The sequence below is a fragment of the Hymenobacter fodinae genome (assembly GCF_004745825.1).
GTDB classification, from domain to species: domain Bacteria; phylum Bacteroidota; class Bacteroidia; order Cytophagales; family Hymenobacteraceae; genus Hymenobacter; species Hymenobacter fodinae.
The window spans coordinates 1-13,580 of the sequence record NZ_SRLA01000005.1 but is presented as its reverse complement, the minus strand read 5'-3'; the positions used below and the strand labels follow the sequence as shown (position 1 = coordinate 13,580).

Sequence of the window (13,580 nt, the reverse complement as noted above, 5' to 3'; positions counted from 1 at the left end):
CCGCCCGCCGGCCTTAACTACTGCTTCACCTAATTTCTCCCCTCATGAGCCTTAAACTAAATCCTGCCGCCGTACAATTCGCTAAACGCCTTATTGAAGAAGGCAAGCTCAAGAACGACGAGGGCCACTGGGGCCAGCACAACCCCGATACCTCCGCCGAAAACAAGTTTCTGGATAGCCACGAGATTCAGGAGTACAGCCAGTGGCACCTGGGCCTGGATATGAGCAAGGGCGAAGACACCAAGGGCCGCTACCACTTTCCCTACGGCGACTTCAAAACCGTGCACCGCGACGGCCTGATTGCCGCCAAGGAGCGCGCCGCCCAGCAGGGCTACCACGATATTGAAAAAGCTGCCGACGAGCTGCTGCAGACCCTGGAGCAGAAAGCTGCACAGTAATTGCTCCAAGCAAAATACCCCAACACCTGGGCCGCCACGCAGCCCAGGTGTTTTTTATGTGTACCTAGCTCTCCGCCCCCGTTACTGCGCCGGCTTCCGGCCTACCTTTGCCGCCGATGTTCATCATCTGCTCGTAGGCTGCTCTGCCAGCCTATTCCTCTCCATGCCGCACAAGCTTACTTTCCTGCTTCCCCTCCTGCTCACTAGCCTTAGCCTCCGGGCCCAAACCACCGTTCTCGAAGGGCGCGTTCTGAATACCAAAACCGGCGAGCCGGTGCCCTTTGCCACCCTGGGCGTGCCGCACCGTAGCATTGGCACCGTGGCCGATGAACAGGGCCGCTATCTGTTACGCCTGCCCGCAGGTCTGACGGATACGCTGGTGGTAACCAGCGTGGGGTTTTCTCGGGAAGTAGTACTCCCGAGGGCCTTGGCCGCCGGTCAGCGTGAGTTCCGCCTCCTGCCGCAGGAACAAGCCTTGCGCGACGTAGTGGTAGAACACCGCCGCGTGCACCCTGCCCTGCTAGGCCGCAACAGTGCCAAAGGAGACATTCTGTGGCTAGCTGGCTCCAGCGGCAAGGAAACCGTGGACGATGAATGGGGCTGGGAGTTTGGCACTTTGCTTAAGCCTGCCAAGCGCACTTACCTAGAGGAGTTTCACGTGTTTCTGGCCACCAACACCTACGAGCACCTGCGCTTTCGCCTGAACCTATACGCCGTGGAACAAGGTCGACCTGGCCGGGTACTGGTTACCCGCGACATTCAGCTAATCTGCACTAATAAGGAACACGGCTGGCAAACCATTGATTTGCGCCCCTACGCCCTGGAGCTAGAGGCCCGCCCCGTCTTTGCCACCATACAATGGCTGCAAAGCGAGAAGAAAGACCCCTGGGACAAGTACTTCTCCATACCCGTCACGCGCCAACCCAAGCAGGTGGTGGTAGAACGCGAGAACAGCGAAGCCGCCTGGACCACCCACCCCATGCAGCCTAGCCTCTACTTCACCGTGATGACGGAATAATCAGGCGCTAGGACAGTTGGTACCTAAACCGGTGCAGGACTTTGACGACGAACTGGCCAGTCAAACGGTACTACCGGGCTTTCAGCTGCAGCTCGCGAAGTCGCGGTAGCTACTGTAACTTCTGATTGAAGGCCTGCAAGTGGCCCGCTCGCAGTACCAGTAGCAGATATATAAACAGTAAAACCACGGGTATGGTCAGGTGGTCACCATCGATGATGGTCGAGATGGAGTACAGTCCCACTATCAGCAGCCATACGCCGCACAAGCCTTCCACCAGAACAGACTGCCATGTGTAGGCCAGTGGTTTCACCAGCAAGTGCCCGCCTAGTTGCACAGGCCACAGCACCAGCAGCCATAGAAGATTCAGTACCGGCCAAAAGACCAACAGGCCTATCGTGCCATAATAAAGCGGAATACCGATAGAGTCAGCAAAGGGCGGGAAGTCACCTCGGACGCCTCTATAATGGTAGTACCAGTGCAGCGCCGCGAATAGCACCACCCACCCGGTATTGAACCAGATAAAAAACTGCCGCTTGTTCGGGGTCCTGAGCTGACGCAGTTGCGCAACGGCTCGAAGGCCTTTTCCGACGACAAACAGCCAGAGGGTAATACTGGCAATGGCAATGCCTGAGCCGGCATCTAACAACTCATTCCGATTGGTGCGTAGCGCTTTCTCATTCTTATAATAAACGGCCTTCATCTCCTGATATGAACCAAACTAGTGATAGTGCGAGTACACCTCCTCTATGGTTTTACCATTTTTATAAACCAGCATCCGGCTTGCATATAACCAAATTGTGGCCCCTAGTAAAGCAAAACCACATAGTACAGCGCGCATTCCCATAGATTATTAATAGTGCTTAGGCAGCAAATAGCAAAGTCATGAAATTTGCTATTTGCTCCTACTAGTATGCAAAGCAGAAATAGTAGCACTAGTGTAATCACCACATTACTAAACGTATCATCCAGATAATCGAGATACGTGCGTTTTGTGAGGCCCAATAGACCACGGAAAAAGGCCCAACGAACTGAGCCACCTACTAGAGCAAAAAAGCTTTTGACAATTACTTCACCTAACTCTTCATCCACCATCGTATGGATATTGATATATAAAGCTCGAATGTAGAAAAGATTAGTAGGACTATATACAAAAAGCCCTAGGCCACCCCGCCGGGGCTTTTTTCGTACCTTCGCTACCCCAAATCCACCCAAATTCCCCCGCGCTATGCAAGCAGCTCCCGTAGCTCCGTATAAGCCTCAGAACCACATCCGCATCGTGACAGCGGCCGCCTTGTTTGATGGGCACGACGCCGCCATCAATATCATGCGCCGCATTATTCAGAGCAGCGGTGCCGAGGTTATCCATCTAGGCCACAACCGTTCGGTGCAGGAAATCGTGGACTGTGCCATTCAGGAAGATGCCCAGGCCATTGCCATTACCTCCTACCAAGGCGGCCACAACGAGTACTTCAAGTACATGTATGACCTGCTGAAGGAGCGCGGCGCCGGCCATGTGAAGATCTTCGGCGGCGGCGGCGGCGTCATTCTGCCCTCTGAGATTGAGGAGCTAGAGGCCTACGGCATCACCCGCATCTACTCCCCCGACCATGGCCGCGCCATGGGCCTGCAGGGCATGATCAACGACCTGCTCCAGAAGTCGGACTTCCCCACCGGCCAGAACCTCAACGGCGAGGCCGGCCACGTAAAAGAAAAAGACGCCCGCAGCATTGGCCGCCTGATTTCCGCCGCCGAGAACTTCCCCCAGGAGTTTGAGCGTGTAAAAGGCCAGCTGATTGCTGACTTCCAGAAGTCGGAAGCCGGCAACGACCAGCGTATCGACCCTTCTCCGGCCGCAAGCAAACGAGCGCCCATCCTCGGCATCACGGGTACGGGCGGCGCAGGTAAGTCGTCGTTGGTAGATGAGCTGGTGCGCCGCTTCCTGCTCGACTTCCCGGAGAAGACTATTGCCATCATCTCCGTAGACCCCAGCAAGCGCAAAACTGGCGGGGCCCTGCTCGGCGACCGGATTCGGATGAACGCCATCAACTCGCCGCGAGTGTACATGCGCAGCCTGGCCACGCGCCAGAGCAACCTGGCCCTGAGCAAGTACGTGCAGGACGCCGTGGACGTGGTGCGCGCCGCCGACTTCGACCTGATTATCCTCGAAACCTCGGGCATCGGGCAGTCGGACACCGAAATCATTGAGCACTCCGACGCCAGCCTCTACGTGATGACGCCCGAGTACGGCGCTGCCACTCAGCTGGAGAAAATCGACATGCTCGATTTCGCCGACGTCATTGCCCTCAACAAGTTCGACAAGCGCGGCGCCCTCGACGCCCTGCGCGACGTGCGCAAGCAGTACCAGCGCAACCACCAGCTCTGGGACAAGCCCCTGGATGAGATGCCCGTGTTTGGCACTATCGCCTCGCAGTTCAACGACCCCGGCATGAACCGCTTGTACCGGACCGTGCTGGCTACCGTAGAAGCCAAGACGGGCGCGGGCTTTGCTTCCCACCTCAAAACTTCCGCCGAGCAGTCGGAGAAGGTGTATATCATTCCGCCCCACCGCACGCGTTATCTTTCTGAAATAGCCGAAACCAACCGCCAGTATGACCAGTGGGTTCAAAAACAAGCTGACACCGCTCAGCAGCTCTACGGAATCAAGCAAGCCATCGGAGCCGTCGAAAGCCTCGGGAACAACGCCGCTGGAGGACATGGCGCTGGGAACGGCAGCCACGGAAGCCAACCCGGAGGCCTCGTGGCCGGCCTGGAGAGCACCTTCGAGGAGATCAAGCTTCGGCTGGACGGGCAGAACTGGAAGCTTCTGGAGACCTGGCCGCAAAAGGTAGCCGCCTACAAAGCTCCGGAGTTTGTATTCAAGGTACGCGACAAGGAAATCCGCATCCAGACGCACACCACCAGCCTCAGCAACCAGCAGATTCCGAAGGTTTCCCTCCCCCGCTACACGGCCTGGGGCGACCTGCTGCGCTGGCAGCTTCAGGAAAATGTGCCCGGCGAGTTCCCTTATACTGCGGGCGTGTTTCCCTTCAAACGTGAGGGCGAAGACCCTACCCGTATGTTTGCCGGTGAAGGTGGCCCTGAGCGCACCAACCGCCGCTTCCACTACGTATCGGCGGGCCTGCCGGCCAAGCGCCTGAGCACGGCCTTCGACTCGGTGACGCTTTACGGCGAAGACCCCGACCACCGGCCCGACATCTACGGCAAAATCGGTAACGCTGGCGTGAGCATTTGTTGCCTCGACGATGCCAAGAAGCTGTACTCGGGCTTTAACCTGGCCAACCCCACCACCTCGGTGTCGATGACCATCAACGGTCCGGCGGCTACGCTGGCGGCTTTCTTCATGAACGCGGCCATCGACCAGCAGTGTGAGCTGTATATCAAGGAGAATGGCCTAGAGGCGGAGGTTGACGCCAAGATAGACCAGATTTACCAGGAGAAAGGCTTGGAGCGCCCCCGCTACCAGGGCGAGCTGCCCGCCGGCAACGATGGCCTCGGCCTCATGCTGCTCGGCGTAACCGGCGACCAGGTGCTGCCCGCCGACGTGTACGCCACCATTAAGGCACGCACGCTCAGCCAAGTGCGCGGCACCGTGCAGGCTGATATCCTGAAGGAAGACCAGGCCCAGAATACCTGCATTTTCTCCACGGAGTTTGCCCTGCGCCTCATGGGCGACGTGCAGGAGTACTTCATCAAGGAGAAGGTTCGCAACTTCTACTCGGTGTCGATTTCCGGTTACCACATTGCCGAGGCGGGCGCCAACCCCATTACCCAGCTGGCCCTTACGCTCAGCAACGGCTTCACCTTCGTGGAGTACTACGTGAGCCGGGGCATGGACGTGAACGACTTCGCGCCCAACCTGTCGTTCTTCTTCTCCAACGGCATCGACCCTGAGTACGCCGTAATTGGCCGCGTGGCGCGCCGCATCTGGGCTAAGGCCATGAAGCTGAAGTACGGCGCCAACGCCCGCTCGCAGATGTTGAAGTACCACATCCAGACCAGCGGCCGGAGCCTGCACGCCCAGGAAATCGACTTCAACGATATCCGCACGACGCTGCAGGCTCTCTACGCCATCTACGACAACTGCAACTCCCTGCACACCAACGCCTACGATGAAGCCATTACCACGCCCACCGAAGAGTCGGTGCGCCGGGCCATGGCCATCCAGCTCATCATCAACCGCGAGCTAGGCCTGGCCAAAAATGAAAACCCGCTGCAAGGCTCCTTCATCATCGAGGAGCTCACCGACCTGGTAGAGGAAGCCGTATTGGCCGAGTTCGACCGGATTACGGAGCGTGGCGGCGTGCTGGGCGCCATGGAAACCATGTACCAGCGCGGCAAGATTCAGGAGGAAAGCATGCACTACGAGATGCTCAAGCACACGGGCGAGTATCCCATCATTGGCGTGAACACCTTCCTCTCCTCGAAAGGCTCGCCCACGGTGGTGCCCGCCGAGGTTATCCGCGCCACGGAGGAGGAAAAGCAGTATCAAATCACAATGCTCCAGAACCTGCACGCCCGCAACCAAGGCACCACCGAGCAGCGCCTGAAGCAGCTGCAGCAGGTAGCAGTAGCCAACGGCAACCTCTTCGAGGAGTTGATGGAAACCGTGAAGTTCTGCTCTCTAGGCCAGGTGACCAATGCCCTATTTGAGGTAGGCGGCCAGTATCGCCGGAATATGTAGGCTAAGGTAGCTTTGGCTGAATAGAAACGGGTGCTACCTTGTGAGAGGTAGCACCCGTTTTAACGTTAACAGTTTTCAAAAATGACCACGAAGCCATTAGTAACCATTTCATACTGGGCATACCCGCTCAATGATGGTAAAATGATAGACTTGGAGGGAATAGATGATTTCGAATCAGAATTATCCAAAAACTTCAACTTATTTATAAGTGGAAAGCCCTCTGACGCTTTAGGAGGTGGATTATATGAAATGATAATGACCGTTTACCATAATGAAAACATACACGACCTAATCGTTTTCGGAAGCGGCATGGTAAGTGAAGCGGCAAAAGACATAATTAAGGACACTGTTAAAGAAGTACTCGTTAAGTATATAGCAAATCCTATAAAAGACGCTTTTTCAATAATTAAAGAAAGAGACAAAGATAAGGAACCAGATATTGATCAGATAAATATCAAGTTTAAGGATATAGACATTAGCATATACAACGTACATGTCGATGGTATTGCGAAGAACATCAACATTATTATGGATGTATTATCCAGCCGAGTCCAAAGCTTTATTTTAGATAATCAGCTTCCTTACCAAATCTTCATTCCAATCTTTAAAGACAGGGAAGCAGAAAGCCAAGATTGGAAACAAAAACCTGTTTTTCGAACGCTTCAAAAAATCGACGAACCGATTCAAAATGTCACCAGTGATGCCTACTTCGATTATTGGGGCTTGTTCTACACCACTCAAGAAGACCAGTTTAAAGCTTATAACGTTCGAACATATGAAATGACTAATATCGATTTTACTATGCCTGAAACTGGCTCGTATTAATCTTAATATAAATTCAATCACCCATAAAAAAACATTGAAACATGTCTAACTCTAAGTAACCCGAGAGATTTATAGCAAGACTCCTCTTTTCGTATTCCGGCGACAACGAGCGAAGTATTTGCTATATCTATAATAGAGAAGATCTTGACGAACTTTTAAATATTGAAAGACACACATGGGATAACTCACAATTTATTTCTATCGGTGACATCGTTACTTTGGAGGGATACAAGTGCGAGGTAGTCAGCATGAACTTTAAACTCGAAGAAAAATTGCAGATAATGAACAATGATTATGGAATAAACTTAATGTCGCCGTCCGATCCAACAGATTTTAATTGTCAGATCGGTATTTTTGTAAAGCGTAATTCTAAAGTATAACCTTTGTTTGGTGTGAGCTTTATGCAATGTAACTCATGCCTCCCACAGCCGCTTTAGCGGCCAGCAGTACCGCGCGGCTTGGAGTCGCCCGGGCCGCGCAGTTTCCTTGGGTATACTCTGGTAGCCACAATATTCTAAACCACAACCGCGCCGCTTGAATACCTCCAAGCGGCGCGGTTGCGTTACGGTTAGCAGGAATGCTGTAAAGAACTGACTTTACTCTTGACCTTGCTCGACGAGGATGCGCTGCGCAATGTCGGTGTGCTTGTCGTCGGCCTGTTTGGCTTCCTGCACGCAGGCTTTCAGGTTTTGTTCGGTTTGGGTGAGGCCGGCTGAGGAGGCGTACGAGGCTACCGTGCCGAAGGAAGCAATCCAGTAGTGCAGGGCCAGTTGTCCGCTGGCTATGATGCCCAGGTCGCGCGTCGTGTCGGAGGTAGCTTTGCCCCGGATTTCCTTGCTCACCCGGTAGTGGGCCTCCAGAATTTCATTGTTCTGGTTCTCGGCGCCGCCTACTTCGGCAATGGCATCCTCAATACGTTGGGCCCACTTCTTGGAGGTTTCGTTGCCTTCCTGCAGAGCGGCTTTCAGCTCGGGGTGCTTGGCGTCGTTGAGGATTTCGTCGGTGGCCTGGGCTGCCACCTGGCTGCCAGCGCGCTGGGCCGAGAGGCCGTCTTTGATGAGTTGTTTCAGGTCGTCTGTGTTCATAGCTCAGAAGGATATGGGGTCAAGAGCAAGGTTTGCTTGCTCAGCTATTCCAACGGACTCTATTTCACTTGGTTGGCCGCCGATGTCATCAACAAACACCGCACATTTGTTTGGCTTTACAGGCTTGTTATCAACATTTTACACGGGTAGAGCACTTGTTTAGGCCCAGCAGCGAAGTAGTATACTCACCGCTTGTTATTCCCTAAATACAATTACGGTTGCTACCTAATGGTTGGCCTACTATTACAGCACCCTATTTACATACATATCACTGATTTACAGAACTCTACAACCAATATCAAGAGGCATGTAGTTTGAGCTATCAGGCTACACCTTCACGCGCAAATCGCACTTTAATAATACTCTCCTGTCACTTAAGGATAAGCTAAAGGGGAAATGTTAAGAGTTGGTTAACTCACCTTCAAGGCCTAGCAAACCAGAGTGAGTAAGCTGAAAATGACAAGATCCTGTAGGTGACTCTGCGGCAGTAAAGCGTCTACGTCTTGAAAGTGAAGCAGGTACGTTTCGCCTGATCTTGTGACAGAGCGTTGAGCGAAGTAGAAGCCATGGAGAGCCTAGCGGCGGTCCTCTCAGTATTGGCAGCAGATAACCCGCACTCCCTGGTTTGGGCGACACATCTAGGAACTCGGCAACTGCGTAAAGAACCCCGAATGCCCGTGGCCTTACCTGTTTGCAATTTGAAGAATGAGTTTACTAACCGTGTTTTTGGTGCTGGTCACCTGTTCCTCATTTCAACAGCCGCAAACTGACATCCCGCCTCAGGCTCCCGATACGAGCATTGTGTACACCAAACGGCGTATTGTGCTGCCCGAGGTGCCCCAGCGCGGCCGCATCCTCGACCGCCACGATTCGGTACTGGTAGCCACCCGTCCGCAATACCTACTCAAGCTGCCGCGCCGCCCCCCACTCGATACCCTGGCCCTAGGCCAGTTGCTGGGCTGGGGACCCACCACCCTCCGCAAGCGCATTGCTGATGCCCTCCCCTATGAGGAAGCCCCGGCCGGGTACCCGGTGCAGCTGCGCCTCACCGCCGCCGAAGCAACGCGGGTACGCCGCAAAAGCCGCGACTGGCCTACCCTCACCCTGACCGAAAGCCGCCAGCGCACTTACACCACCAGCGTGGGCGCTCACGTGCTGGGCTATTCAGCAGCCGAGGCCGAAGCCTTCTATAATCAAGCCAGGCGCTACCGCCGCGGCCGTTTCTACCAGCTGCGCAACAGTGGCCTAGAGGGCTATTATAACGGCATCCTCAATGGCCGCCGGGGCACGCTGCACCCCTTGGTGGATGAGCAAGGCCAGACCCACGGCAGCTGGGCCCCCGACACCACCTTCCAGCAAGGCCAGGACCTGCACCTGACCCTTGACGTGAAGCTACAGGCCTACGCCGAACAACTCCTGGGCCGCCGCAAGGGGTACCTGGTGGCGCTTGATCCGCGCACCGGCGAGATACTGGCCTACGTGTCGGCGCCCATCTACAAGCCCGCCACCATCACCGCCCCCGATTTGGCCGGGGTGCGCGCCAAGCTGCTGCAACAGGAAGGTATGCCGCTGATCAACCGACCCGCTATGCGCGCCAATCCACCTGGTTCGGTGTTTAAGCTGGTGAATGCCGCCGTGGCATTGCAACTAGGTGCCATCACCCCTACTACCGGCTTCCGCTGCGACCAAAAGCTCGTCAGCTGCGTGCATAAGCACCCGGCCCCCAACAATCTCACCGCCGGGCTTAAGTATAGCTGCAACCCCTATTTCTATCAGGTAATGGGGAAACTCATCAACTACGTGCCCGATAGTTTAGTGCAGGACACTGTAGCCGCTCGCCACGTCAACCTAGCCGAGTGGCGCCGCTACGTACGCTCGTTTGGCCTCGACTCAGTGCTGGGGGTAGATATACCGCGTGAGGCGCCGGGTTTCCTCCCCACCCCTGAGTACTACGACAAGGCCCGGGGCACTACCCGGTGGCGGTACCGCTCCATTTATTCACTAAGTATAGGCCAAGGCGAAATAAACCTGACAGGCCTACAAATGGCTAATATGGCGGCTATCATTGCCAACCGCGGCTGGTATTACACGCCCCATTTAGTGCGCAGCGTAGGCGCAGGTGGACCGCTGCCCCGCTTCACCGAGAAGCGTTATACTCTAGTGGATAGCGCCCATTTCGCAGCCCTCCTCCCCGGCATGGTGGCCGTAATGCAGAAAGGAGGTACGGCGGATGCCTCCAGCCTAGAAGACATAGGCATTACGGTGGCGGGCAAAACCGGCACGGTAGAAAACGACGAGGGCGACGACCACGCTGCTTTCGTTGGCTTTGCCCCAGCCAATAATCCTCAGATTGCCGTAGCGGTGTACATCGAGAACGGAGGCTTTGGAGCCGATGCTGCGGCGCCCTGCGCGGCCTTGGTGATGGAAAAGTACTTGCGTGGCACCATTGCCCCCAAGCGCAAACGTTGGGAAGCCCGTATTCAGAGCCGGGCCCGGCACGGGTACTAGCTGGTACTGAGATGCACTGGTGTATACCTTTTCAACCAACTACCAAAGCAAACCCAAGCGCTGTCCAAGCAAACGACCTACTGTATATGCTACTTGATACTCTCCGCCACCTGTTCCAACGGGACCTGAACCGGGTGCAGCAGGAACTCACCTTGTACAACGATGAGCAATTGATCTGGCACGTTGAAAAAGGTATAGCCAATTCGGCCGGCAACCTATGTCTGCATTTGGTCGGCAATCTGAATACCTATATCGGAGCTGAACTTGGCGGCATACCGTATACCCGGCACCGCGAATTGGAATTCTCGCTAAAAAACGTTCCTCGCCTAGAGCTGCTGGAAATGCTACAGGACACCAGCCGCAGAGTAGATGCATCACTAGAGCAAGTAGACCCCAACATGTTGGCGCGGGAATACCCCCTCCTGGTTTTTGACCAGAAGACATCGACCGAATATTTCCTGGTACATCTGGCCACTCATCTGGCCTATCACTTGGGCCAGATTAATTATCACCGGCGCTTACTCGACTCCGGGCAGCAGCAGCCAGGTTAGCTACGCGCATAAGTAGTAGCTCAAACTTATGGCCTGCGTGGCCCTGCTTCGGTGGCAGCGGGATTATTGACTATCTGTGTGGCCACAACCTGTCGGGCATGGCCTAGCTCACGGAAGAATTCGCCAGTATTCTCTGCCTAGCCTGGCCAAGCCACTGACAGCTGCTCATGTATAACACAACAGCCGCTCCCGGGTAGGGAGCGGCTGTTGTATTGTAGGCATCCGAAAGCAGTTTAGGCTGCAGATCCGGTTAGTGCTGAATTACCACTTTACTGGTTTGTCGAACACCCTGCGTAGGCTGCAAAATCAGCTGGTACATTCCCTCCGGCACTTGCTGCGCGTGTACTGGCATTTCGTTCTGCCCCGCTGTTAGCGTCACGCGCTGGGTCAGGACTACTTTGCCTAGGGCATCAACCAAGGTAAGTGTGGCCGGCTGAGCTGTTGCACTCACGCAGGCAACCGTGAACATCCCGGTTGAGGGGTTCGGATAAGCCGTCAGAGCCGTGCGGACTGTTTCTGCAGTACCACTACCCGACAACACTTGCATGGCCGAGCTGGAAGTTGCGCTCAACGAAGTACTAGCGGGTAGAACTTCAATAGCCGAAATCTTGGCAGCGTCTACCCCACCATCGCTGGCCAAGGAGCTGAAGTAAAGATTCAGCACCCCATCGGTGACGTTGACGGTGAATGTTTCGGTGGTACCCGTTAGGGCCCCCACCTTCTTGAAGATGTCGTAGTTATCAAGCACCTTCTGGTTTTCCAGACTCACGTCAAACACCCGGCGGCCCGTGGCATTCCAGTACAGCTCGGCAAAGTGCAGCACCACCTTATACTGCCCATTGGTTACGGGGAAGGCATAATTCATCGTACCAGTGTTGCCGTAACGTTCCGTCTGGTACAGAGCATCAATGCCATTGATAAGGGCGGTAGTGGAGTGTGTGCTGCTGCTACCAGTGTAGTAGCTATCAGCGGAGAAGGTACCAAGGGTAGTGCTCACCTGAACGCCCCCACTATTCACGCGATAGGTGCTTGTTCCTACGGGCGCGGGTGCGGGCGCAGTTCCGCTAGTAGTAGGCACCAGCTCCAGAGCCGAGATTTTCGGCTGATCTGCGCCGCCATCGCTGGCCAGCGAGCTGAGATACAGGTTAAGGGTTCCATCAGCAACGTTGACAGTAAACGTCTCCGTTGTGGCCGTGTTAACGCCTACTTTTCTGAAGATGTCGAAGTTATCGAGCACCTTCTGGTTTTCCAGGCTTACGTCGAATACTCGGCGGCCCGAGGTGGTCCAGTACAGTTCCGCGAAGTGCAGCACCACCCGATACGTGCCGTTGGGCACGGGTACTGCATAGCTCAGAGTGCCGTTGCTGCCGTAACGTTCCGTCTGGTAGAGCGCCCCATCAGTAGTACCGGCAATAGCCGAGCTGGTAGAGTACGTATTGCTACCGGCCGAGTAATAGTTATCGGGAGAGAAGGTACCTAGGCCAGTGCTGAGCTGTCCGCCGCCAGCGTTGATGCGGAAGGCGCTGCCAACCGATGGTGCGGGAGCCGTTGGTGGGGCAACGGAAGTTGTACCTCCCCGGCGCAGTGCCGAAGCCGGAATAACCTGCTTGGGTACGCCGGGCCCTTGGTAGTTTACGTTGAGCAATTGCCCACCCCCGCTCTGGAAGTACGTTACCGTGAAGGCATGGGTGCCCGCTTTCAACCCAATGGACCCCGATTTTTCTGAGTTGCCCTGTGAGTTGTTGTTATACAGTACCTCCGTGGAGCCAATAAATACTTTGGACCCGTCATCGGAATTTGTGAAGAAGGTATACATACCGTCCTGGGGCACCGTAATAAAGCCTGTGAACTGCACCCCGTAGCCAGAGTCACGTTGCCGCATACTCAAATCAAAGTTGGCCACCTGGCCCGTTTTGATCGGCTTCAGGGTATTGAAATCAGGCAGCTGGCTCCAGTAACCTTCGTAGTACTTATAGTCTAGGCCTGCCGCTGTGCCCGAAGGGTTTTCCGGCGTCCGGAGGGCTTCTCCAGCCACTGCCAAACACGCGGCCGTATTGATGGAAGCCTGGGTGCTGTTCGGTAAGGTACGGTCCTCTACGAGGTTGCCGACATTGTTAAGAGTGGTCGAGCAGAGCAGCGTGTTATTAGCCCCAGTACTCAGGTAAAAAGCGTTGGCCGTGTTGCGGGCCGTGTTGTTCTGGAAGATAGTGCCCAGGGTAATGGCCGCGTCAGTAACGGGGCCGTTAAACTGAGCCAGGAAGTAGTTGTAATATCCCTCCGTGCCCAACACGTTATTATTCATGGTTGAGCGGACGTAAGAGGGCCGGGCGACAAGGGTGTTGTTCTTGACTTCCACGCCCACGGCCGCCGTGCCCAGGCTCTGGCTCACCCCGTACTGGTAGGGCAGCAGCCCGATGTAGGCCGGCGCCCCCGTGTTGGTGCGGTCCTCCACGTTCTCCACCCAGTTGCCCACCAGCTGCGTGTTATACACCA

Annotated in this window: 9 protein-coding genes; 6 read left to right on the top strand and 3 right to left on the bottom strand. The window is 55.2% G+C overall.

The genetic code is table 11. The features are described 5' to 3' along the window. The first annotated feature begins 44 nt into the window (after positions 1 to 44). Together EU556_RS20290 and EU556_RS20285 are read left to right on the top strand one after the other, a co-directional pair. Complete coding sequence (locus tag EU556_RS20290; RefSeq protein WP_135435982.1) at positions 45 to 398, top strand: hypothetical protein; 354 nt, start codon at positions 45 to 47, stop codon at positions 396 to 398. A 58-nt stretch (positions 399 to 456) separates the two neighbouring features. Next, a complete protein-coding gene (locus EU556_RS20285) occupies positions 457 to 1,416 on the top strand; it encodes a carboxypeptidase-like regulatory domain-containing protein (RefSeq protein ID WP_135435981.1) in 960 nt (319 codons plus the stop codon). Positions 1,417 to 1,525: 109 nt separating this feature from the next. Here EU556_RS20285 and EU556_RS20280 read toward each other — a convergent pair whose 3' ends face one another. Beyond that, on the bottom strand, positions 1,526 to 2,116 hold the full coding sequence (locus tag EU556_RS20280) for a hypothetical protein (protein WP_135435980.1): 591 nt from the start codon (positions 2,114 to 2,116) through the stop codon (positions 1,526 to 1,528). Positions 2,117 to 2,641: 525 nt separating this feature from the next. On the opposite strand from EU556_RS20280, the gene EU556_RS20275 reads away from it, so the two are divergent. Both EU556_RS20275 and EU556_RS20270 read left to right on the top strand, forming a co-directional pair. After that, a complete protein-coding gene (locus tag EU556_RS20275) occupies positions 2,642 to 6,118 on the top strand; it encodes a methylmalonyl-CoA mutase family protein (RefSeq protein ID WP_135435979.1) in 3,477 nt (1,158 codons plus the stop codon). Positions 6,119 to 6,199: 81 nt separating this feature from the next. Further along, entirely contained in the window at positions 6,200 to 6,943 is a 744-nt protein-coding gene (locus EU556_RS20270) for a hypothetical protein (protein ID WP_135435978.1), read from the top strand. A 596-nt stretch (positions 6,944 to 7,539) separates the two neighbouring features. On the opposite strand, the gene EU556_RS20265 is transcribed toward EU556_RS20270, so the two are convergent. Further along, positions 7,540 to 8,028 (bottom strand): YciE/YciF ferroxidase family protein, encoded by a 489-nt coding sequence (locus EU556_RS20265; RefSeq protein ID WP_135435977.1) that lies wholly within the window; start codon positions 8,026 to 8,028, stop codon positions 7,540 to 7,542. Positions 8,029 to 8,733: 705 nt separating this feature from the next. On the opposite strand from EU556_RS20265, the gene EU556_RS20260 reads away from it, so the two are divergent. Then, the gene (locus tag EU556_RS20260) at positions 8,734 to 10,536 is read left to right on the top strand and encodes a peptidoglycan D,D-transpeptidase FtsI family protein (RefSeq protein WP_135435976.1); all 1,803 of its coding nucleotides are present in this window, start codon (positions 8,734 to 8,736) and stop codon (positions 10,534 to 10,536) included. Between the two features lie 86 nt (positions 10,537 to 10,622). Further along, positions 10,623 to 11,087 carry a DinB family protein gene (locus EU556_RS20255; RefSeq protein WP_135435975.1) on the top strand — a complete coding sequence of 155 codons (465 nt, stop codon included), beginning with the start codon at positions 10,623 to 10,625 and terminating at the stop codon, positions 11,085 to 11,087. Between the two features lie 250 nt (positions 11,088 to 11,337). On the opposite strand, the gene EU556_RS20250 is transcribed toward EU556_RS20255, so the two are convergent. Beyond that, positions 11,338 to 13,580, bottom strand: a 2,243-nt coding sequence (locus tag EU556_RS20250) for a malectin domain-containing carbohydrate-binding protein (protein ID WP_135435974.1), incomplete at its 5' end; no start/stop codon positions are given.

Coding starts and splice junctions, on each gene's coding strand:
- EU556_RS20290 (WP_135435982.1), top strand. CDS start 45: ATGAGCCTTAAACTAAATCCTGCCGCCGTACAATTCGCTAAACGCCTT.
- EU556_RS20280 (WP_135435980.1), bottom strand. CDS start 2,116: ATGAAGGCCGTTTATTATAAGAATGAGAAAGCGCTACGCACCAATCGG.
- EU556_RS20275 (WP_135435979.1), top strand. CDS start 2,642: ATGCAAGCAGCTCCCGTAGCTCCGTATAAGCCTCAGAACCACATCCGC.
- EU556_RS20270 (WP_135435978.1), top strand. CDS start 6,200: ATGACCACGAAGCCATTAGTAACCATTTCATACTGGGCATACCCGCTC.
- EU556_RS20265 (WP_135435977.1), bottom strand. CDS start 8,028: ATGAACACAGACGACCTGAAACAACTCATCAAAGACGGCCTCTCGGCC.
- EU556_RS20260 (WP_135435976.1), top strand. CDS start 8,734: ATGAGTTTACTAACCGTGTTTTTGGTGCTGGTCACCTGTTCCTCATTT.
- EU556_RS20255 (WP_135435975.1), top strand. CDS start 10,623: ATGCTACTTGATACTCTCCGCCACCTGTTCCAACGGGACCTGAACCGG.